The organism is Mucilaginibacter metallidurans, assembly GCF_003286435.2.
Taxonomy (GTDB): Bacteria; Bacteroidota; Bacteroidia; order Sphingobacteriales; family Sphingobacteriaceae; genus Mucilaginibacter; species Mucilaginibacter gossypii.
The window spans coordinates 1,966,158-1,988,930 of the sequence record NZ_CP043449.1 but is presented as its reverse complement, the minus strand read 5'-3'; the positions used below and the strand labels follow the sequence as shown (position 1 = coordinate 1,988,930).

20 protein-coding genes are annotated in these 22,773 nt (G+C 43.5%); 11 read left to right on the top strand and 9 right to left on the bottom strand.

Annotated elements, in window-relative coordinates:
• Nucleotides 1–5 precede the first annotated feature (5 nt).
• The 5 genes from ppsA (at nt 6) to DIU38_RS08560 (ending at nt 6,108) form a co-directional block, all read left to right on the top strand.
• The gene (gene ppsA / locus DIU38_RS08580; RefSeq protein ID WP_112653707.1) at nt 6–2,411 is read left to right on the top strand and encodes a phosphoenolpyruvate synthase; all 2,406 of its coding nucleotides are present in this window, start codon (nt 6–8) and stop codon (nt 2,409–2,411) included.
• 243 nt (nt 2,412–2,654) lie between these two features.
• Complete coding sequence (locus tag DIU38_RS08575) at nt 2,655–3,425, top strand: MlaE family ABC transporter permease (protein ID WP_112653708.1); 771 nt, start codon at nt 2,655–2,657, stop codon at nt 3,423–3,425.
• A gap of 3 nt (nt 3,426–3,428) precedes the next feature.
• Entirely contained in the window at nt 3,429–4,178 is a 750-nt protein-coding gene (locus DIU38_RS08570) for an ABC transporter ATP-binding protein (protein ID WP_091164175.1), read from the top strand.
• 3 nt (nt 4,179–4,181) lie between these two features.
• A complete protein-coding gene (locus DIU38_RS08565) occupies nt 4,182–5,177 on the top strand; it encodes an MlaD family protein (protein ID WP_112653709.1) in 996 nt (331 codons plus the stop codon).
• A 172-nt stretch (nt 5,178–5,349) separates the two neighbouring features.
• Entirely contained in the window at nt 5,350–6,108 is a 759-nt protein-coding gene (locus DIU38_RS08560) for an SDR family oxidoreductase (protein ID WP_112653710.1), read from the top strand.
• A gap of 113 nt (nt 6,109–6,221) precedes the next feature.
• On the opposite strand, the gene DIU38_RS08555 is transcribed toward DIU38_RS08560, so the two are convergent.
• On the bottom strand, nt 6,222–6,605 hold the full coding sequence (locus DIU38_RS08555) for a hypothetical protein (RefSeq protein ID WP_112653711.1): 384 nt from the start codon (nt 6,603–6,605) through the stop codon (nt 6,222–6,224).
• A 148-nt stretch (nt 6,606–6,753) separates the two neighbouring features.
• On the opposite strand from DIU38_RS08555, the gene DIU38_RS32970 reads away from it, so the two are divergent.
• Both DIU38_RS32970 and DIU38_RS08550 read left to right on the top strand, forming a co-directional pair.
• Nucleotides 6,754–6,921 carry a hypothetical protein gene (locus tag DIU38_RS32970; protein WP_167516119.1) on the top strand — a complete coding sequence of 56 codons (168 nt, stop codon included), beginning with the start codon at nt 6,754–6,756 and terminating at the stop codon, nt 6,919–6,921.
• 41 nt (nt 6,922–6,962) lie between these two features.
• Nucleotides 6,963–7,976, top strand: a complete 1,014-nt coding sequence (locus DIU38_RS08550; RefSeq protein WP_208057551.1) for a zinc-dependent alcohol dehydrogenase family protein — start codon at nt 6,963–6,965, stop codon at nt 7,974–7,976.
• A 111-nt stretch (nt 7,977–8,087) separates the two neighbouring features.
• Here the strand turns inward: DIU38_RS08550 and DIU38_RS08545 are convergent, their stop codons facing one another.
• The 4 genes from DIU38_RS08545 to DIU38_RS08530 form a co-directional block, all read right to left on the bottom strand.
• Entirely contained in the window at nt 8,088–8,600 is a 513-nt protein-coding gene (locus DIU38_RS08545; protein WP_112653712.1) for a flavodoxin domain-containing protein, read from the bottom strand.
• Nucleotides 8,601–9,175: 575 nt separating this feature from the next.
• A complete protein-coding gene (locus tag DIU38_RS08540; RefSeq protein ID WP_317132429.1) occupies nt 9,176–10,174 on the bottom strand; it encodes a response regulator in 999 nt (332 codons plus the stop codon).
• A 112-nt stretch (nt 10,175–10,286) separates the two neighbouring features.
• On the bottom strand, nt 10,287–11,585 hold the full coding sequence (locus tag DIU38_RS08535; protein WP_112653714.1) for an NRAMP family divalent metal transporter: 1,299 nt from the start codon (nt 11,583–11,585) through the stop codon (nt 10,287–10,289).
• 147 nt (nt 11,586–11,732) lie between these two features.
• Nucleotides 11,733–13,145 (bottom strand): L,D-transpeptidase scaffold domain-containing protein, encoded by a 1,413-nt coding sequence (locus DIU38_RS08530; RefSeq protein ID WP_112653715.1) that lies wholly within the window; start codon nt 13,143–13,145, stop codon nt 11,733–11,735.
• A gap of 224 nt (nt 13,146–13,369) precedes the next feature.
• Between DIU38_RS08530 and DIU38_RS08525 the strand changes: the two genes are divergently transcribed.
• Genes DIU38_RS08525 through DIU38_RS08515 form a run of 3 tightly spaced genes read left to right on the top strand, consistent with a single transcriptional unit; the run spans nt 13,370 to nt 16,444 of the window.
• Nucleotides 13,370–14,509 carry an efflux RND transporter periplasmic adaptor subunit gene (locus tag DIU38_RS08525; RefSeq protein WP_112653716.1) on the top strand — a complete coding sequence of 380 codons (1,140 nt, stop codon included), beginning with the start codon at nt 13,370–13,372 and terminating at the stop codon, nt 14,507–14,509.
• Complete coding sequence (locus tag DIU38_RS08520) at nt 14,506–15,765, top strand: ABC transporter permease (protein WP_112653717.1); 1,260 nt, start codon at nt 14,506–14,508, stop codon at nt 15,763–15,765. The genes DIU38_RS08525 and DIU38_RS08520 overlap by 4 nt, the downstream gene beginning before the upstream one ends.
• Before the next feature lies 1 nt (nt 15,766).
• Nucleotides 15,767–16,444: an ABC transporter ATP-binding protein gene (locus DIU38_RS08515; RefSeq protein ID WP_112653718.1), complete on the top strand. Its 678-nt coding sequence runs from the start codon at nt 15,767–15,769 to the stop codon at nt 16,442–16,444.
• A gap of 278 nt (nt 16,445–16,722) precedes the next feature.
• Here DIU38_RS08515 and DIU38_RS08510 read toward each other — a convergent pair whose 3' ends face one another.
• The 4 genes from DIU38_RS08510 to DIU38_RS08495 form a co-directional block, all read right to left on the bottom strand.
• On the bottom strand, nt 16,723–18,369 hold the full coding sequence (locus DIU38_RS08510) for a hypothetical protein (protein ID WP_146750400.1): 1,647 nt from the start codon (nt 18,367–18,369) through the stop codon (nt 16,723–16,725).
• A gap of 550 nt (nt 18,370–18,919) precedes the next feature.
• Entirely contained in the window at nt 18,920–19,843 is a 924-nt protein-coding gene (locus DIU38_RS08505; protein WP_112653720.1) for a ketopantoate reductase family protein, read from the bottom strand.
• A gap of 18 nt (nt 19,844–19,861) precedes the next feature.
• Complete coding sequence (locus DIU38_RS08500) at nt 19,862–20,404, bottom strand: YbhB/YbcL family Raf kinase inhibitor-like protein (RefSeq protein ID WP_112653721.1); 543 nt, start codon at nt 20,402–20,404, stop codon at nt 19,862–19,864.
• Between the two features lie 73 nt (nt 20,405–20,477).
• Nucleotides 20,478–21,314: a helix-turn-helix domain-containing protein gene (locus tag DIU38_RS08495; RefSeq protein WP_112653722.1), complete on the bottom strand. Its 837-nt coding sequence runs from the start codon at nt 21,312–21,314 to the stop codon at nt 20,478–20,480.
• 139 nt (nt 21,315–21,453) lie between these two features.
• Between DIU38_RS08495 and DIU38_RS08490 the strand changes: the two genes are divergently transcribed.
• Nucleotides 21,454–22,476 (top strand): LLM class flavin-dependent oxidoreductase, encoded by a 1,023-nt coding sequence (locus DIU38_RS08490; protein WP_112653723.1) that lies wholly within the window; start codon nt 21,454–21,456, stop codon nt 22,474–22,476.
• The last annotated feature ends 297 nt before the right edge of the window (nt 22,477–22,773 follow it).

Genomic DNA, 22,773 nt, shown 5'->3' with positions numbered 1-22,773 from the left:
GTAACATGGAACATTTTATCAGAAAGTTTAGTGAAATCACCATCGGTGATATTGGCGATGTTGGTGGAAAAACAGCTTCATTGGGGGAAATTTACAATCAACTAACCAACAATGGAATAAATACGCCAAACGGCTTCGCTGTAACTGTAGCAGCTTTTCGTTATTTCATCGGGTTCAACCGGCTCGAAAAAAAGCTTATTGATTTGATGACCGGTTTAGACCGGCAGAACTTTTCTAACTTAACGATAAGCGGTGCCAGAGCCCGAAAACTGATCATGGACGCCGTTATGCCGAATGACCTGCAAATGGCGGTCATAGACGCCTACGATTATATTTTTGAAAATTCAGAACCGACTGTGGCCGTGCGAAGCAGTGCCACAGCAGAAGATTTGCCAGGCGCGAGTTTTGCAGGACAGCACGAATCCTTCCTGAATATTAAAGGTCATAGTGCTTTATTAACTGCAGTAAAGCAATGCTTTGCATCACTTTATACAGATCGGGCTATTAAATATCGGGAAGATAAAAATTTTGATCATGGGAAAGTTTATCTTTCAGTTGCAGTCCAGAAAATGGTGCGATCTGATATGGGGTGTTCCGGTATCGGATTTACTTTGGAACCAGAAAGTGGGTTCAAGGATATTATACATATTTCAGGTGTGTGGGGATTAGGAGAAAATATAGTACAAGGTACTGTTACGCCTGATGAATTCCTGGTGTTTAAACCAACTCTTAAAAAAAATTTAAGGTCCATTATCCAAAAAAACCTTGGCAGCAAAAACAAAACCATGGTTTGCGCAACTACCGACGATGCAACCAATCCAACAATAAATCAGGATACGCCCTGGGAACTCCGGCAAAAATTTGTGCTCAGCGATCAGGAAGTTGAAAAGCTTGCCAACTGGGCGTTGATCATCGAAGACCATTACCGTCAGCCTATGGACTTTGAATGGGCTAAAGACGGGTTCGATCACCAACTTTATATTATCCAGGCTCGTCCCGAAACTGTACATAATCAAGAAAAAAAGATACAGGTAAAAAGTTTTAAAATTGCCGAAAAAGGGGAAGTTATAACCATGGGGGCTGCCATAGGCAATGGCATTACAGCCGGCAGGGCACGCGTGCTCAAAACTCCTGACCAGGCTAACCTGCTTAAAGAAGGCGAAATTCTGGTTACCGAAACAACCAGCCCGGATTGGGACCCCGTATTGAAAAAGGTAGCGGGAATTGTTACTAATAATGGCGGCCGCACCAGCCATGCCGCTATTATAGCCCGGGAACTCGGCGCGGTGGCTGTAGTTGGAACAACAAACGGAACCTATAACATTGAGGATGGTGAGATGATAACCATTTGCTGCGCCGAAGGAAAGACGGGGATGGTTTACAGGGGCAAACTGGAGTGGACTGAAACGGTCAGTGATGTAAGCAAAACACACCTGCCGGTACACCCGAAAGCCCAACTAATCATAGCCGATCCCGGACAGGCCTTTAAATTATCGATGTTTCCGAACCACGGTGTTGGATTGATGCGAATTGAATTTATTATCGCGAACCAAATTGGGATACATCCAATGGCGCTCGTACACTTTAACCGGGTGTTGGACGAGCAGGAACGGGTAAAAATCGCTCACCTAACAGCTGGCTATGCCGATAAAAAAGCTTATTTTGTAGATAAACTTGTACAGGGTGTTGCCACGATAGCAGCGGCATTTTACCCGAAAGATGTGATCGTGAGGATGAGCGATTTTAAAACCAATGAATATGCCGGCCTCATTGGCGGAAGGTACTTTGAGCCAAAGGAAGAGAACCCGATGATTGGCTTCAGGGGGGCCTCCAGGTATTATGATGATCATTACCGCGACGGCTTCCTGCTTGAATGCGAGGCCATGAAAGTGGTTCGTGATGAAATGGGCTTCAATAATATTAAATTGATGATCCCTTTTTGCCGGACAGTTAAAGAGGGGCAAAAAGTCATCGATCTGATGTCGTCCTGCGGGCTTAAACGGGGCCTGAATGACCTTGAGATCTTCGTTATGGCAGAAATTCCCAGCAATGTATTACTTGCCGAGGAATTCGCGGAAGTATTTGACGGTTTCTCAATTGGTTCAAATGACCTTACACAATTAACATTAGGCATTGATCGGGATTCAGCACTCATAGCAGGCTTATTTGACGAACAGGACGCCGCGAGCAAACAACTGATCGTCATGATGATACAAAAGGCAAATAAACTGAAAAAAAAAGTAGGCCTGTGCGGCCAGGCGGCAAGCGATTCAGAAACGTTCACCAGGCTACTGGTTGAAACTGGCATCGACAGCATCGCTTTTAACGCGGACGCATTGATTAAAGGTATCGAAAATATTAATGATGCCTTGAAATCCTGCAAGAGCAAGTCTCAACCAAGTGCGGTATAAGAAAGGGAACCATGAGCTATCTCTTGGATAAACACAAACCGGTTTCTGCCTATGACACACCTGTTAAAACCATCTTCATATCCTGGTTAACCAGTTGTTCCGTCGGGCTTAAAAATGATTTGCGTCACTTATCAGTGGTATAGATATCAAAAAAAATGCTGTCCGATATCACAAATTTTTCTTCGGGCCCATATTAATTTTACCGTAGATCATTTTTTCAAATCAAGTTAAACAGATATAACGATGGCTTTCACTAAAAATATCAAAGCCTTTTTGAATGACACCGGGGATATCGCAGGATTTGCCGGCCAGTTTTTCTCTACCGGAATTAAACCGCGCTTTGAGGTCCGCGAATTATTAAACCAATGCTATATAATTGGATATAAATCGTTGCCGCTCATCGGCCTCACAGGTTTTATTATGGGCCTTGTTCTTACCATGCAGCTGCGGCCATCCCTGGTTGCCTATGGTGTTGAATCTCAACTTCCGGTGATGGTAGGCATTGCCATAGTTAGGGAGATAGGTCCGGTTATAACAGCGCTGATATTTGCAGGTAAAATAGCCAGCAGTATAGGAGCCGAACTTGGATCCATGAAGGTCACAGAGCAAATTGACGCAATGGAGGTAAGCGGAACCAATCCATTCAAGTACCTTGTCGCTACGCGTACCGTGGCAACTACATTAATGCTACCCGTGCTCACTGTCCTGGGCGACGCTATCGCCTTGTTCGGAGCATACATAGGCGTTAATATCAGGTCGGCCACCAGCTTTTATCTTTTTTTTATTCAGGTGTTTAGAAGTCTCAGTTTCGGCGACGTACTTCCTGCATTTTTTAAAACATTTTTCTTTGGTTTTGCTGTTGGAATCGTTGGTTGTTATAAAGGTTACACATCAAGCAAAGGTACCAGGGGTGTTGGAAGTTCGGCCAACTCAGCGGTTGTGTTATCATCTGTAGTAATCTTTTTCATCGACTTGCTGGCTGTGCAACTCACGGATCTGCTTGGTTTAAATTAAAGCATGAAAACACAAACAGCCACCGAAAACAACGTGATTGTGATAGAGAAACTTTGTAAGCATTTCGGCGATCATACCGTGCTGCAAGACTTTGCATTATCAGTCAAAAAAGAAGAGAATGTGGTAGTGCTTGGCAAATCCGGATCCGGCAAGTCAGTACTGATCAAATGCATTATCGGTTTGTTGAAACCTGATAGCGGAAACATTAAAGTTTTTGGTCAAAATGTCCCTGATATGTCTCACGAAGTACTCGATCAGGTCCGCGCCCGCATTGGCTTTCTTTTCCAGGGCAACGCATTGTACGATTCCATGACCGTTCGTGAGAACCTGGAATTTCCTTTACGCCGTCACTGGATTGCTGCTTCGCAGAACGAGGTGGAAGCCCTGGTTATGGAGGCTTTGGAAAACGTAGGGCTGGCGCATACTGTTGATCTGATGCCGGAAGAATTATCCGGCGGCATGCTAAAACGTGTTGCTCTCGCCAGGACCATGATCCTTAAACCGGAAGTGATATTATATGATGAACCAACAACAGGGCTCGATCCGGTTACAGCCCGGGAAATCGATAAATTAATTTTGAAACTGCAGGATAAATACCATACATCATCCATTATCATCACACACGACATGAACTGTGTAAAAAACACCGCCGACCGGGTGGCTCTGCTGCTGGACGGTCGTTGTTATGCACAAGGTACATACACCGATTTCGAACATTCGACAGATCCAAATATTCATCAATTTTTCGAATAAATTATGGCAAACCAAACAGCAGGCAATATAAAACTTGGCGCATTCGTACTATCAGGCCTATTTGTGTTAATACTTGCCTTCTATCTTATCGGCAAAAATCATAACCTGTTTGGTAGCGATTTCAACATACGGGTGAGGTTTTCTAACCTCAATGGCCTCACCGTTGGCAATAACGTACAGTTCTCCGGAATTCAATCTGGTACGGTAAAAAAGATCAACATGATCAATGATACTACAATTGAGGTAACATTATCAATCGACAACAAGTTCACATCCTATATTCATAAAAATGCGGTCGCCTCAATTGGCACAGAAGGGCTGATGGGCAATAAAATAGTAAACATAGTTCCTTCAAACTTACCGAGCCCACAAGTTACTGAAGATGATCTTCTTATAGCGCAAAAAAAAATCAGTACCGATGAAATGTTGCAAACCTTGTCCAAAACCAATAATAACGTTGCAGTTATCTCAGAAGCGTTAAAGGGCACTGTCCTGAAGGTTAACGGCAGCACATTCATGGCCCTGCTGAACGATAAAAATGTCTCCGGCAACTTACTTGCCTCTTTGCAAAATTTAAACAAAGCGAGCGCAAATGCTATCAAAATCACCAATGGCATAGATGATCTGATTGGCGGGATCAAAAATGGAAAAGGAGCGGCGGGGGTCTTGCTCAGGGACACCATAGCTGCCGGCAACCTACAGGCGGCTATTTCGAGTATCAGGAAAGCAAGCGATAACGCCGATTCGTTAACCTGGCAGCTGAATAACCTGGCGCGTACCGTAAACGGCCATTTAAACAGCGGGAATGGCTCGCTGCCAATGATTTTAAAAGATTCAGCATTTGCCAAAGACTTAAGGGCAACTATGTATAACCTGCGCCAGGGCACAGATGGATTCAATAAAAACATGGAAGCGCTCAAGCACAATTTCCTTTTTAGGGGCTATTTCAAAAGCCAGGAAAAAGCGCAAAGAAAACAACAGGCTGTGCAATCTCAATAAGCATTTGAGCAATATATTTTAATATGCAAATTCATAAATAACATATAGTGGCAAATGACTATTAACATGTTTAAAATTTTGTAATTCGCCTCTAATCACATTTTTTAATGACCGGAATCATTCTCTACATGTTGTTTACGAGTGATTTTTGTATATGTAAGTTAAACCAATTATGAAACAACTATCACAAAAAGTGGCCCTTGTAACCGGGGCCGGATCAGGGATTGGAAAAGCCATTGCAAAGCTTTTCGCCGAACAGGGCGCAAAAGTTATGCTTACCGATATCCATCAATCAAATATTGAAGCCGTCGCGGCTGAAATTCGCGCAAATGGCGGTATGGTAGCATGTATCGCTGCAGATATCTCCGTAAAGGGCGATGTGCAATTGGTGATGAAGTATGTTCACAACACTTTCGGCACACTTGATATTTTGGTAAATAATGCCGGCGTTATGGACAATTTTACTCCGGTGACCGATGTAACAGACGAATTATGGGAGAAAGTAATAGGAACAAACCTGAACGGTTGTTTTTTTGCCTGCCGTGAAGCTATACCTCTTTTCCTGGAAAGCGGCTCCGGTACAGTTATTAATATTGCATCCATCAGCGGCTTCCGGGGAGGCCGGGCCGGTGCCGCTTATACAGCATCTAAGCATGCAATAATCGGTTTAACTAAAAACATAGGATATCAATATGCGGATAAAAATATCCGCTGCAATGCTATAGCACCGGGGGGAGTGAATACCAATATCGTTTTTGGCATGGAACCCAATCCGTTTGGCTTTGAAAGGATGAACGCCGGAACAGGCAATGCACCAGGTGCTGCGGCTCCCGAAGCAATTGCTGAAGTTGCCCTTTTCCTTGCTTCGGTAAAATCAAGCTTTATTAATGGCTCCGTGCTAACAGCGGATGGAGGCTGGACAGCATATTAAGCTTTGTTGAAGAAACAATTCGGGCTTGTTTTTCTGGTTTAATTGCTGCCACCGGTTTTTACAGTGGCAGCAACAGGAAACATACCCCCGGGAGTCACTATCCCTTAAATCAATTACAACCACTCCGCAGAAAACCGGTTAAACTCGTGGCGCAAATCGTTGAATATTTTTTCTTCGTTAAGATAGCGCTCATGAACTCTTGAATGTTCGGCAGCTATACTTTCAGAAACCATAGTACCGGAAAGCAAAAGATCTGCTTTTATGTCAAGGTCATTACGGTGAATGTCTTGTTTTAGCTCCGTAAGGCATTTTTCATGGATGATGAACTGATTCTGAAAATGTTCCACTTGTTCCTGTACTTCGCGGGCCGTATTGTCGCCGGCAATCTCCTGCAACCTTTCCTGTAAAATAGCCAACTCCTGTGTGTAGAACGCGATGCCCCTTAACACATCGTTGTTAAGGTTCTTAATGTGCTTAATGTTGATTTGATTTTTCATAACACAAGGTTACAACGCGCGTTATTCCGGATGAATGACATCCGGCAACCCGGATAATGATATTGGTCATGTTATTACTGATTGTTGCTGATTTTAAGGCAAGTGACCACTATCATTTTCAAAGGTCGATAATATCATCTTTTTTTACTTGCCGAAAATCTATTTTTATGGTCGTTGGTGCGCCGGCAATGAAACGCATAGCTATGCCTCGCCGGAGGAAATGTTTTTCTCTAACCATCTGCTGGCAACAGAGCCGGAGATCTGCGATATATCGGTTACTCTCAAATGGTATATTAATGAACAGGTAACTTTCTGAAACAGGATATTAAGATTATTGTAAAGTAATAAAAGATTAATATGAAACACACTGGTAACATGCAGGCAATGGTGCTTGAAAAAGCCGGCGGACCACTGGTATATCGCCAGGTTCCCATTCCTCAGCCTTCTGACTATCAGGTACTGATCAAAATAATTGCCTGTGGTATCTGTCGTACCGACCTGCATATATTAGATGGCGAACTGGATAAACCAAAGCTTCCGCTGATACCCGGCCACGAAATTATCGGAACCGTAGTTAAAACAGGCGGTACAGTAACTGAACTTTCTTCCGGTCAGTTAGTGGGTGTTCCCTGGCTCGGTCATACCTGTGGGCGTTGTAAATTTTGCCTGTTGGGCATGGAAAATCTTTGTGATGCCCCCTTATTTACGGGATACACCATTGATGGCGGTTATTCCGAATATACGGTGGCCGACGCACGTTTTTGTTTTATATTAGACAAACGATATAATCAGCCGGCTTCAGCGCCCCTGCTCTGTGCAGGTTTGATTGGGTTTCGTTCCTATAGCATGATCGCACCATCGGCCAAAAATGTTGGTTTCTATGGATTTGGCGCTGCTGCTCATATCTTGATCCAGGTAGCTATAGCGCAGGGTAAACAAGTATTCGCGTTCACCAGAGATGGGGACGAGCGTGCGCAACGATTTGCAAAGACCATGGGTGCACACTGGGTTGGCGGAAGTTCCGACGTACCATCCGAAGTGTTGGATGCAGCTATAATTTTCGCTGCCGCAGGGGAACTTATTCCCAAAGCTTTAAAAGATGTAGGCAAAGGAGGCCAGGTAATCTGTGGTGGTATCCATATGAGCAATGTACCCGAATTTCCATATAGCTTGCTCTGGGGCGAACGATCCGTTAAGTCCGTGGCTAATTTAACCCGTCAGGATGGTTTGAATTTCTTTTCTATTTTAAAAAACATCGAAGTATTAACACAAACGAAAGTATTCCGCTTGTTTGAAGCCAATGAGGCGATAAATCAATTCAGATCAGGCCAAATTAGCGGAGCGGCTGTATTGGTTATGAATGATATATAATCAGCATTTCGCTAACTGGGCATACGTGTACGGATTGGGATAAGCAGCCACCTTTATCGATAAATGAATCCTTTTACAACACCTTGCTTTATGCATACAAACCGGTAAAAGTTAGTCATCAGCCATACGGTGAATATTTTCGATGAGAGGTTTGAGGTTGCTCCGCTCGAGATGATCAAACCCATTACGCATCACTGATTTCTTTTCAGGATCTTTTTCAATCCAGGCGCCCAATTTTAGCATAAGCCGGTCTTTACACGACAGTCCGGAAACGACACACCTGCCGGGCAGGAAAAATATTTCGGCAACATCTTTGATCTTGGTACCAAGATTATTTTTTATTATCTCCCGTTGTTGCGTCATGTCATTAACTGCGAAGCTGCAAACAATGAAAATGAAAAGCTTTTTGTCCTTTAGCCTGATGTCATTTTCCTTTAACCAATCGCGTAGTACCAGCCGGCCGATATAAACTGAACTGCCTATAACAATGGTATCATAAAGGGCTAAAACTGCAGGTGTTACATTCTCCACTTTTGATACCGGCATCTGCAATGTCTCTCCAAGCCAATGCGCATACTGCCTGGTTGCACCATATTTGCCCTGATAAATAATAATTCCATTCATAGCGGTAATTTGATTTGGTTATACAAGTTACTGAACCGGAGCTTATGCAAAAATGACAATGGTCATCCCTAAACCATCAATTACACCAAAGCCGATTATAGCGTCAGTCGATTCTTAACCCGAAACGAGATACATAAAGCTTTTATGAATACCACTCCCCTGTTATTCATGACGAGAATCAATGATCTTGCTGACAGAAATCACAGCATACATCGCTGATATATAGTTTATTTACATATTAATTACTCATTAACAGGGAGCATGAGAACAGATCAAGAAAGTCACTTAGAAAAAGCATTCAATTATTTGAAGCTGCCTGTGCAAGGTCTGGTGCAGGTTTCATCGTATCAATTACATACACTAACTCATTAGCTATGGTTACGAATCACAAAAACACCGCAATAACCTTTTGGATTGCTATCAGTTTGATAGCAATAATAGTACTGATGATGATTTTGTCTGGTATTAAAGTGTATGGTTATCCGTGGTAATTTTTAATTGGTAAAAACAGATAAATTCAGCGCGGAAATTCTGCGCATAGCGTCCCTATTGCATGCCTGTCTTTTTCGGCAAATTCAGTTTTTCATTTTAACCAATCGCTGCAGATCAAGCACTGTTATCACACTTCCATTCTTTTCAATCAGGCCCTCGTTACGAAAATCCGACAGGGTACGGCTAACTGTTTCAGTAGCCATACCTGCAAGTGCAGCCAGGTCTTCACGCGAGATCCGGACGCCTTCATTTGGGGAATCGCTTTGGCGATAAAGCCTCAGAATCGCGTCCGCCATCTTTTTTCTGACAGAATAATACGCAAGTTGCAGTAATCGCTCTTCGCTTTCCCTTATCTGGCCTGCCATCAATTTAATAAAACTATCCGTTACGTCCGGGTATAGGTTCAACATTTCCTGTAACTGCTCTTTTGGTATGAGGCACAATTGGCTATCCTCAAGGGCACTTGCGGTTTCTGAATATGCCTCACCGGCAAGCAATGCCTGAATACCAAGGTACTGGTCTGCTATATGTAAACCAGTAATCAATTCGCGCCCATCGTCTGCCAGTTTACTGGTCTTTATCTTTCCACTAAGAACAACGTATAGGCCATTTCCTCTGTCGCCTTCATAATAAATCACCTGGTTCTTTTTAAAAAAACGGATCTTGCGTTCCCGGATAACACGCTTTAGTTCGTTCAACCCATCAGTCCTGGCAACTATATTGCTCAGTTCGTCCAACCCCTTACTGTAAAATTCCTTTTGTTGCTTTTTCTTTTTCAACCTGCTTTCAATTGCATTAAGTAATTCTACGTCATCAAAAGGTTTGGTCAGGTAATCGTCGGCACCCATTTCCATGGCTTTACGTAAATCGATCCGTTCGGCTTTGGCGGTAAGAAAAATGAAAGGAATATTAGCGGTGTCGGCCGATTTTCCGAGCATAAACAGCACACCATACCCATCCATTTCCGGCATCATGACATCGCAAAGTATTAAATCAGGTAACTGGGTTTTAGCCAATTCCAATCCCATTTTACCATTACTTGCTGAAAATACGGTATAGCCGGCCAGCCCCAGTATTTCCACTACACCCTCGCGAATATCGCGGAATCTTCAATGATCAAGATTTTAAAACTCATATCGATGACCAGTATATTGTGTAATTTAAATCATTAAATTGAAGTGTCCAAATCCCGTGCTAATACAATGTATAACACAAAGCTATTGCAGCTGCCCCCATGGCAGCAAAACTGCTCCAAAGCAGCAATTTGGAAATAAACTTGCTATTGTACTCTCCCATGATTTTGGGGTTAGAGGAGATCCTGGCAATCAGGAACAATAGTGGTACCGCTGCTATCCCATTTAATACAGCCGCATAAACTAATGCCTTAACAGGATCGATGCCAATATAATTGATTAGTAATCCAATTAAAGTGGCAATGCATATCACGGCATAAAAAGAGCGCGCCTTTTTCAATTTTAAATTAAGCCCGGCCTTCCAGTTAAAAGCCTCACAAGCGGCATATCCTACCGAGCCGGAAAGTACCGGGATAGCCAATAAACCAAGGCCTATAATGCCGATTGAAAAAATTAATTTGGCCAAAAATCCGGCGTTAGGAAAGGTATGCACCAGCGGCTCTATCGCCCTTGCCGCATCAGACGCACTTTTTATGTCAGTTACACCGCTATTGTGCAAAACGGTTGCAGCAACCACTATAATACTCCAGGTTGTGAATTCTGAAAATATCATGCCGATAGTGTTATCAATACGCATTTTTTTAATTTGCATCCAACCGGGCCTGGGTTTATGCCGCGAAAGCCTTTCCTTTTCTTTCTGTTCTTCCACTTCCTGTGAGGCTTCCCAAAAAAACATATATGGAGAAATTGTGGTTCCCAATACCCCGGTTATGATAAATAGAAAATTAAAATTTAACTCAAAATGAGGGATAACAGTTGCTTTCAGCACGGTAAGCCATGGCTGGTGTACAATAAACAAAGTTATGGGATATGCCAACAAAGTTACCGCAAGCCATTTTAGTATCCTGGCGTAAGAATGATAAGAAGTAAAAATCTCCAGAAGAAGGGTTAACAGTGTAAAAAACAAGGTTAATACAACAAATGAGGCTGGGATAAGTAATTGGGCCGCAGCGGCCATGGCTCCTATATCGGCTCCGATATTGATTGTATTGGCCACTAATACGAGCCCGACAACTGCATATAAAACAGTTTTGCTGTAATGTTCCTTAATCACAGCTGATAGGCCTTTACCTGCTACCATGCCAATACGTGCGCAAGCTTCCTGAACGGCAATCATAAAAGGTAACATATATAGCGCTGTCCACAGTTGATTGTAGCCAAACTGTGCGCCGGTTTGCGAATAAGTTGCAATGCCAGAGGGGTCATCATCAGCAGCACCAGTAGTAAGGCCCGGGCCTAAAATTGAAAAAAATCTCAAAAAACGGTTCTTTTGTTTCTTAACCTGTTGATTCCCTTTCATGGTTTTGAATATCAGAAAATTATATTATTCTCGTACACTAAATGATGAATTTTCTGATGGCCTACTATGTTTTGACGCTGGTAGTAGTGGCCGCTTATAAGTTAAAGGTTCAAAATTTGATTTAACAATTTTTGCGCAAAACGAAGCTTATCTTATGCTCGTATTGCGTTGAAGCTTGCCGTAAATAGCCAATTCAAGGCTTGTGTCCATATTATAGATATCCTCAAACCTGATTAATTCACCTTTTTTTATGTCACATGTCAGGTAAGTGATTTTTATAGGAACAGGTTTATTAAGCACGAAATTATGTGTCTTTGATTTTTTAAGAATTTTAAACAATTTGTCGCTTTGCTCTGAAGCGTCATATTTGAGCAATAACGCGGCGAGCCCGGCAGCATTATCTAACCAGATACAACCATTACTTAAATCACGTTTATCTTTTTCAAACAGCTTTTGATCAGCAATTTGGTTTAAGTATATGTTGTACACATTTTGAAAATGAAAAACCAGCGATCCCAAGGTGTTATCACAGCCGGGAGCCTGTTTAGCGTAATAGCCCTGGGGTGAAGCCAATATGCTCTTAAGTTGGGCGTTAGTGATATCTGTTAATTGACCAGCCTTATTATAAATGCTGATCTGAAGCCGGTCAAGGAACAAACTATCAGCTATTGCTTTCGGGAGGATGTCGCGGATAAATATCCGGTCAGGAACAAGCCAGTCTGGAAAAGAAGTAAAATAAGTGATTTGGCTCTGCAAAGTCGGGCTGGGAGTTTGTGGCGTCCCGACAATAGCTTTAAATACCACCAATGTATCCGGCAAATGAAATGTCAACTCGTAGGTAGGGATATTGATTTGTATATATTTTTCCCCTTCATCAACGTTTGCCCACCTGATTCTTTCCATGTTGACGGCGATTTTCATTACATCATTTCCTGGGGTTCCATAGCAATCATCCGGAGCTTGTCCTCTGATTATGTGCAGCATTCCCTGAAAAGCAGTATAGAGTTTTGCATTAGGTTGTACTTCCAAAACAGCTTTCGTAAACTCCTGCGAATGTATAATGTCCCGCAGTTTAGCTTCTGCATGAAATGGTACATCCATGCCATAGTCTACCCTTTCGGATCCGTAGTCAGGATTAAGTTTTCCATAATGTAAATAGTTGAGCATGGTAATAACAGCATCGGTAAGCAAAACATCGAACTGCGCCTTTAAGGAGTCACTCACCGAGCCTGGATTTTCCAAAATATCGCGGAGCATATCAAACTGAAGCTCTTTAGGATGAAAATCATCATGCGATAATCCGTATTGTAACACACAATCTAAAAGCACCATTGCATTCCCGGTGTTTTGATGTGATTCCGGATTAGTCCATACCGGAAGGTAATTGTTTTGGCGATAAAACCGGGTAACGCTTTGTGGGTAATGTAATTGTTGCGACGTAGCAGCGCTTTTGAGCTGTTCGTTAATTACGTTATTGGTAATCCCCTTCTTTTCCTGGGCAAATACATTCACCAGAAAAAACGAACCGAAAGTGAATAACAAAAGAACCGACTTTTTCATTGCAATATTTTGTGAGTATCCAAATCTTCTTCAGTGCAGCCCATGGCTACATTGATATTGTGTAAAGTTTTGAATAACACCCAGCAAAAAGAATGACACACATCAAATAGCTTGTTGATGCAGATCATAAAATCATGACTGCCACTAAATTGGTGTGATCACCGTCACTATTCATCCTGATATTTATCAAACTTAAAATACTTAAGAGTGATGACATTAGCAATATGAAAATTGTTAGGAGCTTTAGTATTACTGATAATATAACAAACCATCAGATAAATATTGTAAAAGCGATAATTACTGCATCCACGTTTCTGTTCAGCGTTTCCTGTCAATTAAAAGGCGATAAAATAAGGCCGGTAGTTGCTTCCATATCAGAGTCTGTATATGCGTCCGGCATAATTAAAAGCGAGGATCAATATCAAGCTTTTGCCTCAGTTAGCGGTATCATTCAGGAGCAATTTGTAACTGAAGGCCAATATGTTACCGCTGGCACCCCCTTAATATCTATTAAAAAAGAAAATCAAAAGCTAAATGTTGAAAACGCGATGATATCGGCTTCATTTGCCGACTTTAAGCTAAATAAAGATAAACTGGCCGCAGCGGCAATCGTGGTTGATCAGGCCAGGTACAGAATGCTGAACGATTCGGTAATGTTGGTCAGGCAAAAAGAACTGTGGGGGCAGCAGATCGGTACTAAAGTACAGCTTGAGGAAAGGGAATTAGCTGTAGTCAATTCAAAAACAGCCTTACAAACAGCCATAATTAACTTCACAGAATTGAAAAGACAGTTGCGTTATAACGCCGCGCAAAGTATAAATAATCTCAGTATTAACAAACAACAGGAAAGCGACTTTACTGTTAAAAGCAATATAGACGGAATAGTATATAACCTTTACAAAAATCCTGGCGAAACTGTTGGCCCGCAAACGCCGTTGGCCCTCATTGGCAAAGCCGACAGTTTCTTACTTGAATTACAAGTGGACGAATATGATATCGTTAAAATAAATCCGGGGCTTACCGTTTTTGTCACGATGGACAGTTACAGAGGCAAGGTATTTGAAGCCAGAGTGACCAAAATATATCCGGAAATGAACGAACACACCAAAACATTTCGTGTTGAAGCTATTTTTACTACCCCGCCGCTAAAATTGTATCCTAACACTACTTTGGAAGCTAATATAATTATCCAAACCCGAAAAAAGGCTTTGCTTATCCCCAGAAGCTACTTGCTCAATGATTCCGTTGTGATAAGAAGCGACGGTGAAAAACTTAAAATAAAAACAGGGCTTAGTGATTACCTGCAAGTAGAAGTAATTTCTGGTCTCCAGTTAAATGATGAACTAATAAAACCGATACCATGAATTTTAAGCTGACCTGGAACATCGCGGTAGCTTTATTATTAGCCCACTTAAGACAGACGATTGTTGCCGCAACCGGTGTAACTTTTAGCATAACAATGTTTATTGCCCTATTGAGTTTTATGGGTGGCTTAAACAAGCTTTTAGATGGGCTGGTAATAAACCGCACCCCTCATATCAGATTGTATAATGAAATTGCAGCTGCACAGCATCAACCAGTGGACCTTACCAACGCATATCGCCACAGTTACAACTTTGTAAGCTCCGTCAAGCCGCAGAACAAGCGCCTGGGCATTTACAATAGCAAGGCTATAATGAAGGCTATCGCAGTCGATCCACGCGTGCAAGGACTTTCACCGCTAATTACCGCGCAAATATTCTACAATACGGGACAGGTTAATATCACCGGGCTTATTAACGGCATTGATCCGAATATGGAAAACGAACTTTTTTTATTTGGGGACTATATTATAGCGGGCAAATTCATTGACCTGAAAAACACTCCCAACAGTATTATTTTAGGAAAAGGCATTGCAAAAAAAATGATAGTCCATCTCGGAGACATCATTCACGTAACCCCGGCTAATGGCAACCAGGTGCCTTTAAAAGTAGTAGGAATTTATCAATCCGGTCTTGAAGAGATTGACAACAAGCAAAGTTATACTTCTATCGCAACAACCCAAAAATTACTTGACGAATCAAACAATTATATCACAGACATCCAGGTCAAATTAAAAAACATCACCGAAGCACCGAAAATTGCAGCTTATTACAGGCAGGTATTTAATATAGATGCGATGGATATTCAAACGGCCAATTCACAATTTGATACCGGTAGCTTTATCCGCTCGCTGATATCTTACACAGTTGGGGTAACTTTACTGATTGTAGCAGGTTTTGGGATATATAACATTCTGAATATGATGATTTATGAAAAGCTCGATTCAATCGCAATATTAAAAGCCACAGGATTTTCAGGCAAAGATGTCAGTCGCATATTTAGCACAATTGCATTAGGCATAGGTGTTTTTGGCGGCCTGGCAGGGTTGATTCTGGGTTTCATCTTATCTGTTATCATAAACCACATCCCATTTAATACAACCGCGCTTCCCACAATTAAAACCTATCCCATTGATTTCAATATAGGTTTTTATTTTGTCGCTGGTCTGTTCTCTTTTCTAACCACCTATTTTGCGGGATATTTTCCCTCTAAAAAAGCAAGTAAAGTAGATCCTGTAATCATTATAAGAGGGAAATAACATGGACTCAATAATATTAGAAGCTTTAAACATCTCAAAAACCTTTTATGAACCAAAAGCGGTAAAAGTATTGAGAGATGTTAATTTTTCGCTTCATAAAGGCGAATTCGCCTCAATTATGGGAAAATCAGGCTGCGGCAAGTCAACACTATTATATATTCTTTCAACCATGGACACTGATTATGAAGGAGACCTGAGGATTGATCATATCAGTATGAAACAAAAGAACGAACGGGAGCTGGCTTCCGTAAGAAACGAAAAAATAGGCTTCGTATTTCAGTTCCATTACCTGTTAAATGAATTCTCTGTACTCCGAAATGTGATGCTCCCAGGCCTGAGACTTGGGAAATACAGCGCAGAAGAAACTGAACACCGGGCTTTTGAAAAATTAAAAGTATTAGGCATTGAAACGGAAGCAAAAAAAAAGCCAAATCAATTATCTGGTGGGCAAAAGCAAAGGGTAGCCATTGCACGGGCATTGATCAATGATCCGCTAATTATCATGGCTGATGAGCCAACCGGTAATTTGGATAAAAAAAACACTGAAATCGTTTTTAACATTTTTAACGAGTTGATTACCAATTATCAACAGACGATACTTGTAGTTACACATGATAGTGAATTCGCGCGTAAGACCCAAAGAATTATTGAAATGGAAGACGGAACCATCATAAACTAATTGAAAAAACAGCAACCGCAACGGCATATAAGAATGCTTCTCAGCGGAATCCCATCATCCAAGGTTTTCTTGCTTTTATCCGGGCTTTCCTGGTCTTGTCGAACGATCTGCCAAGTCATTTTGTCAATCAACGAATTGGGCCATCCTGAAATTATTTCACAGTTACAGCTATCATAATTATAGTGATTTATTGGCAAAACCAGGTTTACATTAAGAGGCCGTATCAAAATAAATTGATGCGGCCTCACAGGCCGGAGGCAGCTGCTACCGGCAGATCTTTATTGATCTGCCAGTAATAATACAACTCGCTGGTGTTGTGGCCAGATGCGGTATAAACTGCCATTGGCGCTTTTTTCCAAAGTGCCCTGCCGCATGGCAAGCCGGTAGGTATGGCCATCAAATTCATACAGGGCGCTGTTGCCTGTCAATTGTTTAAACGGGGTTTTAGCGCCTTCCGTAATGCACAAGTCAAGGAACCAGTCGCCGGCCGGATGGTTCTTCGCAGTGATGGTCAGGGATTTCTCGCTCATATTGATTTCGAAAGAACCTTTACCAACAGGCCATGAAGCATGGGCCGTCGTCGTATTCAGATTTGTGAACACAGGATCTCCTCCCTGAACCGGCGCTTCCCCGCCCCCATCATTCATCATCAGGCGAAACCCCTCGGGTTTGCCGCGCTTTCCCCATTGAAAACCATCTGCCACCGGGAGCGTGTAAAAGAAACTTTGATTAACGGTGGTAACGTTATTCAGGTATTTATCCGGCACGGTTTCGTTAAACAGGTGGATATCGGTTATCCGCAACGTTCCATTTTCCCAAAGCAGGTTGGTCCTGTAGAACCTGCTGTTATACCAAACGGTTTTTTTATCGCTGTTTGTCAGGTCCCTGCTTACCGTAAAGGTAGTAGCCGGGGTTACCTTGTAGGTACGTTTAAACCATTCGCCCGACTGCGCCATGGTTTCTACGCGAACCTTGCCCTGTTTGCGGAGACGGGCAATAACGGGCATCTGCCATTCCAGCCCTTTTTTCATGGCATCCCAGGTGAATGAATTTTCCTGCCCAGCCTGCGTATAATTGTAGCCGAGCGAAGAATCGTTGGCAAAAGTTTGCAAAAACCAGTTGATCCACTGCTCATTTCCGCCAGCATGGGGGTAAACAGGCTCAAGCGTGGTTACCGAGCTGCCATCGGCATATTGCCGTATAGGGTCGCTGCCCAGCATCCTGAATACGGGCACGGGCAACTGCTTATCCGCGTGCTGGGCAGGCATATAAGCGTTTAAACGGCTCGGGTAATAGGCTTGGTTCCAGTAACCGCCCCAAAGGGTGAAACCATCGGTTCCTACCTGGTCTTTACAGTTGGCGGAGGCAACAATCTTATATTTATCATACATGTAATTCAGCGAATGCGCATCGATGACCCATGAAGCGATGGATTTGGGATAATACCCGAATACGCTTTTAAAATCAGCAAAATAAACGTCGATGATCTTTTCGCGTTCGGCAGGCGTGTAACCCACAGAAAAACCGATGTCTGAATGCCAGTCCCAGGCATATTTTCCCCGCCATTTGATCCCGGCTTTTTCAATCAGCGGTTGCGGCAGTTCCCACCATCCTCCAATCTCAAACTCACCTTTCGGAAGTGTTTTCAGCAATTCCTGGTAACGCTTATCAATCAGCGCATCGTACTGTAACAAAAAAGTTCCGCCCAGGTGATATTGCTTCATCAGCGCAATCTGGTTCACCACGGTTTGGTACAGGACATCTTTGGTGATGTTCGCATCACGTGGTTCGATATCACGGATAAAATTGACAATATTAACGATTTTAGGCGCATTGCCTGGCTTTGTTTTTTGAGCGAATAAAGGCGTGGTAACGACCGCTGCCATTACCGCTAAAGTGAAGATCAAAAGAGTTTTAAATCTCATAAACGATAGTGCTTTTATTTTATTTTCCGGGAACAGGTATCGGTAGCTTTGCGCGCGGATGATCAAGTATTCCGTTTGGCTGGTTTATAGCGATTGTAACCGCTAAGTTATAATAATTCGATTTCTTCAAATAGCCTGCTAAGATATATAATGCGTATCCGTAACCGTCCCCAACTGTCTGTCGGAGCAAACCCCAGAAGTGTTCGGAAGATTTTTAATTCCTCCACTGGGAGGGTGCGGCTGGATTTCGTGGTGGCAGGGAGGGGTTTATACATCATTTCAGGCGAATAAGTCTGTGAATGAAACCCCTCCCTACACCCTCCCAGGGGAGGGAATCGCACAATCCTCGCTTTTTTTATTTCTTCCGAACACTTCTGGAGCAAACCCGGTCGATCAACCGCTGTCTTGCCTTGCGTACCTCACCAAAGAAAACGACAACCATCAAAAACTCCGCAGATTTTGCCCCTCACTTGAACCACGCAAAATAATACACTATCCGGATCAGTTACTCCCCGTTTGCAGCATAATAGATAAGCATAAGGCAAGGTAATTATCGATTCAGGCTTAAGCTTGATTTGATTGCTGTCAGTTCCCCTAAAAGGCGCGTTTCTTTTACCATATCTTCCATGCCCAGCTCTTTGGCTATCCTTGCGATTTCCAGGTTGAGGGTGGCGATTTCCGTAGGGCGGTGTTCATTGATGTCCTGCAGGGTAGATATCAATTGTCCATCGGATGAGCGGCTGATGGCAAGCAATGTCTCGGTTACCTCTTCCTCCGGAAGGGAGACGCCACAAGCGTTAGCCACCTGGATACACTCTTTAATTATTTGTTTTCCGATTGCCAGCGTTTCATTATTACGGTGAAAAATACCGTTATCAATGTTCAGCAAAGGGCACACAGAGTTGAACACGCAGTTGACGATCACTTTTTTCCAGATCACTGCCTGGATGTTTAATTCTGGTTCAAAGGAAAATGCAGGGCTGTTTATTTCTGATACGACTGCTGCCAGACTTTCCTCATTGCCGTTGATCACCCCTAACGGGCAGGTTGCTACCGGTTTGAACCGTACCACGTTTTCGGAGGTAAACTGGCCCGTCACAAACAACACGCAACGATATAACTGCGTAAAACCAAGCATGATAAATGGCTGCTCCACATTCAGACCATTCTGCAAAAGGACGACAGGATAATGGACTCCCTTCAAAGCTAACTTCGCCGCTAAAGCGCTATTGGCAAATGATTTGGCGGTAATGACAACGATACCATCAATCGTTTTTATTTGACTGAAAGTTTTTACATCAATGTTTTCACTTACTTCTGATCCGTCGGGCAAGTTAACCCTGATCCTTTCAGATGTGCCCGGCAAGCCATCAACAGTTCCGCGGATCAACAGCACATTCTTACCGGCATGCTTTAATATAACCGCGAGCGTGCGGCCTATGACGCCCGCTCCTGCAATATATATCGTTTTCATATCTACTGTGTTTCCAGGTTATCGCTTGCAATAAACCACGAGGGAAGCTTTAGCCAGGGCTGCTTTGTTAAGCAGGTATCCTGATAACGCAGCCGGCGTGCCAGTTGCAATAACCAGTTTATCTGTATTCAACGCGTAAACCGTGATGATGTAGCGATGCGGTGCTTCTCCTTCACCAGGGCAGGGCCCCTGGTAGCCGGCAGCGCCCGTGTCGTTAATGCTTTGCAAACTACCGGCCGGCGCCGCGCTGGCCTTTGGGTCACCTGCTCCACGTTTCAGTTCTGTAACAATCGGGGGGATATTGACAATCACCCAATGCCAGAACCCACTCCCGGTGGGTGCATCAGCGTCATACATCGTAATCGCGAAGCTTTTTGTACCTGCAGGTGCATTTGACCAGCCGAGCTGCGGCGAATGATTTTGTCCGTTGCAGCCAAAATTGCCGGCAACAAATTCATTGGTAAACTGACCGCCAAGGTCTGCGCTTTTAAGGGTGAATGTCTGTGCTGAAGAGCAGTAATAACTGATTGCAAAGACGCAAAAGAGGATGAATTTTTTCATGCCTCAAATATGCCTGCGTATTGCATAAGGTAATTGTTGCGGAAAGTTCAGAATATATTGAGATAAGCTCAAATTATGGCGTTTTGCGGTAATTCGCCGGAGTTACGCCATATTTCCTTTTGAAAGCCGTGTTGAAATTAGACACGTGCTGATAACCGTAGTCCAGGTAGAGCTCGCTGGCCAACTTGCCTTTTAGCAGCTCAGTACAGGCCATTTCCAGTTTCCGCTCCCGGATGTATTTTTGAGGAGCTACCCCGTAATCTCTTTCGAAGTCACGCTTAAATGACGAGATGCTCCGGTTACTCAAAAAGGCAAGTTCATCGAGTGTAAGGCTGCTTAACAGGTTATTTTCAACAACAGTCTTTAGAGATATATCTGCAGGGTTGCAGAACATGCTGGTCAAAAGTTCGGGCGCCAATTCATGCAAAGCGGTTAGCAACTCAGTAAGTTTGAGTAAGGCCATTTCATAAGAAAGGTTTTGCCTGCCGGCGATCAGGGATTTGATGTTGCGCACATACTCATTGATATAAGTGTTGGTCTTGAAATAAATATACGGCGCATCGCCGGCGCTGGCTCCCCCCTTGCCGGAGCGGCTTACCGCGAATTCCTGCCCGATACTGCGCGGAAAAAAGACAATTACACTACCATAGGGCTCGGCATTATTGCTGTGCTCGGCAATAATTGAATTGCCCTCAGGTATCAACATGCCGTAACCCGGGGTAAGAACAGTATTTTCAGCGGCACGATAGATCTGTTTTTGACCATTTTGTACAAAGCTGACCGCGCACCGGCTAAAAAAAACGCGCGTACGGAAAGCGCTGCCCCTATCATGATAATCCACGAAAGTGATCTCACCGGCCGAAATGTGGGAATGGTGACGTGTAACTTCCGGTACCTGTATGATTTCCATGCTGTTTTTTGGAACAAATAAACCGCAAAATACGCTCAATCCAAAATGGGCGCGGATAAAAACCCGCGGTTCATAGACTAAAACCTTGACTTTTCCCTGATGCCGAATCAGCGATTCATTCCTTAGATTTGTTGTTAGTATGAAGAAAATTGGCTTTTTATCATTCGGACACTGGTCCGATCACCCTGCATATAAGACGCGTACCGCGGCTGATACCTTGCTGCAATCTATTGATCTGGCGGTTGCTGCCGAAGAGATCGGCCTTGACGGCGCTTATTTCCGCGTCCATCATTTCGCATCTCAACTGGCATCTCCCTTTCCTTTGCTATCGGCTATCGGTGCAAAAACAAGTCGGATTGAGATCGGTACAGGTGTGATAGATATGCGGTATGAGAACCCGCTTTATATGGTTGAAGACGCCGGTGCCTCCGATCTGATCTCGGGCGGGCGGTTACAGTTGGGCATCAGCCGCGGTTCTCCGGAACAGGTGATCGAGGGCTGGCGTTATTTTGGATATGAGCCTGCTGAGGACGAAAATGATGCGGATATGGGGCGTAAAAAAGCGATGGCTTTTTTGGATAAGTTAAAAGGTGTTGGGTTCGCCGAGCCAAACCCCTACCCTATGTTTCCAAATCCACCGGGCTTGTTACGTTTAGAGCCCTACTCAAAAGGACTGCGGGAACGCATTTGGTGGGGCGCCGCTTCGAACGCCACGGCCGTTTGGGCAGCCGAACAGGGAATGCACCTGCAAAGTTCCACATTAAAGTTCGATGAAAGCGGCAAACCTTTCCATGTACAGCAGGCCGAGCAAATCAAGGTGTATAAAGAGGCGTGGAAGAAGGCCGGTCATGATCGCGATGCAAGGGTGTCAGTAAGCCGTTCTATTTTTGCATTGGTAAACGACCAGGACAGGCTTTATTTTGGCCAGCAAGGGAAAGGAGCAGACAGCTTCGGTTATATCGAGGCAGACAAGCGGGCGGTCTTCGGCAGAAGTTACGCCGCCGAACCAGACCGGCTGATCGCCGAACTATCTAAAGATGAAGCCATCCAGGAAGCAGATACGGTACTTTTGACAATACCTAACACCTTAGGTGTTGATTACAATGTGCATGTGCTGTCTTCGATCCTGGAGCATGTAGCTCCCGGGCTGGGTTGGCGTTAAAACACTTGATAAGTGCTTGCAGAAAGCAGCCATCCTGATGGCAGGCGCCTATGGTTCGCGCTTCGAATTGTATGGCCCCCGCTGCCGGTGGCAGGCTATATGGTTTAACTGAACAAGATGCCTTCGCCCACAATGTCGCTAAGGCACTTGTTTATGGTCGGATCATTCCTGCCTTACCATATAACCTGCTGGCTCCATAAGCATTGCAGGAAAAAAAACAATAAAAACCGTTTTGTCATGATACATTATAATTGAATTATCCAACCCTGCTACCTAAAACTGATAAATATCATCTTT

What these genes read in the sequence shown, in the direction of transcription:
- ppsA (WP_112653707.1), top strand. Translation starts at nt 6, where the DNA reads ATGGAACATTTTATCAGAAAGTTTAGTGAAATCACCATCGGTGATATT.
- DIU38_RS08575 (WP_112653708.1), top strand. Translation starts at nt 2,655, where the DNA reads ATGGCTTTCACTAAAAATATCAAAGCCTTTTTGAATGACACCGGGGAT.
- DIU38_RS08570 (WP_091164175.1), top strand. Translation starts at nt 3,429, where the DNA reads ATGAAAACACAAACAGCCACCGAAAACAACGTGATTGTGATAGAGAAA.
- DIU38_RS08565 (WP_112653709.1), top strand. Translation starts at nt 4,182, where the DNA reads ATGGCAAACCAAACAGCAGGCAATATAAAACTTGGCGCATTCGTACTA.
- DIU38_RS08560 (WP_112653710.1), top strand. Translation starts at nt 5,350, where the DNA reads ATGAAACAACTATCACAAAAAGTGGCCCTTGTAACCGGGGCCGGATCA.
- DIU38_RS08555 (WP_112653711.1), bottom strand. Translation starts at nt 6,605, where the DNA reads ATGAAAAATCAAATCAACATTAAGCACATTAAGAACCTTAACAACGAT.
- DIU38_RS08550 (WP_208057551.1), top strand. Translation starts at nt 6,963, where the DNA reads ATGAAACACACTGGTAACATGCAGGCAATGGTGCTTGAAAAAGCCGGC.
- DIU38_RS08545 (WP_112653712.1), bottom strand. Translation starts at nt 8,600, where the DNA reads ATGAATGGAATTATTATTTATCAGGGCAAATATGGTGCAACCAGGCAG.
- DIU38_RS08535 (WP_112653714.1), bottom strand. Translation starts at nt 11,585, where the DNA reads ATGAAAGGGAATCAACAGGTTAAGAAACAAAAGAACCGTTTTTTGAGA.
- DIU38_RS08530 (WP_112653715.1), bottom strand. Translation starts at nt 13,145, where the DNA reads ATGAAAAAGTCGGTTCTTTTGTTATTCACTTTCGGTTCGTTTTTTCTG.
- DIU38_RS08525 (WP_112653716.1), top strand. Translation starts at nt 13,370, where the DNA reads ATGAAAATTGTTAGGAGCTTTAGTATTACTGATAATATAACAAACCAT.
- DIU38_RS08520 (WP_112653717.1), top strand. Translation starts at nt 14,506, where the DNA reads ATGAATTTTAAGCTGACCTGGAACATCGCGGTAGCTTTATTATTAGCC.
- DIU38_RS08515 (WP_112653718.1), top strand. Translation starts at nt 15,767, where the DNA reads ATGGACTCAATAATATTAGAAGCTTTAAACATCTCAAAAACCTTTTAT.
- DIU38_RS08510 (WP_146750400.1), bottom strand. Translation starts at nt 18,369, where the DNA reads ATGAGATTTAAAACTCTTTTGATCTTCACTTTAGCGGTAATGGCAGCG.
- DIU38_RS08505 (WP_112653720.1), bottom strand. Translation starts at nt 19,843, where the DNA reads ATGAAAACGATATATATTGCAGGAGCGGGCGTCATAGGCCGCACGCTC.
- DIU38_RS08500 (WP_112653721.1), bottom strand. Translation starts at nt 20,404, where the DNA reads ATGAAAAAATTCATCCTCTTTTGCGTCTTTGCAATCAGTTATTACTGC.
- DIU38_RS08495 (WP_112653722.1), bottom strand. Translation starts at nt 21,314, where the DNA reads ATGGAAATCATACAGGTACCGGAAGTTACACGTCACCATTCCCACATT.
- DIU38_RS08490 (WP_112653723.1), top strand. Translation starts at nt 21,454, where the DNA reads ATGAAGAAAATTGGCTTTTTATCATTCGGACACTGGTCCGATCACCCT.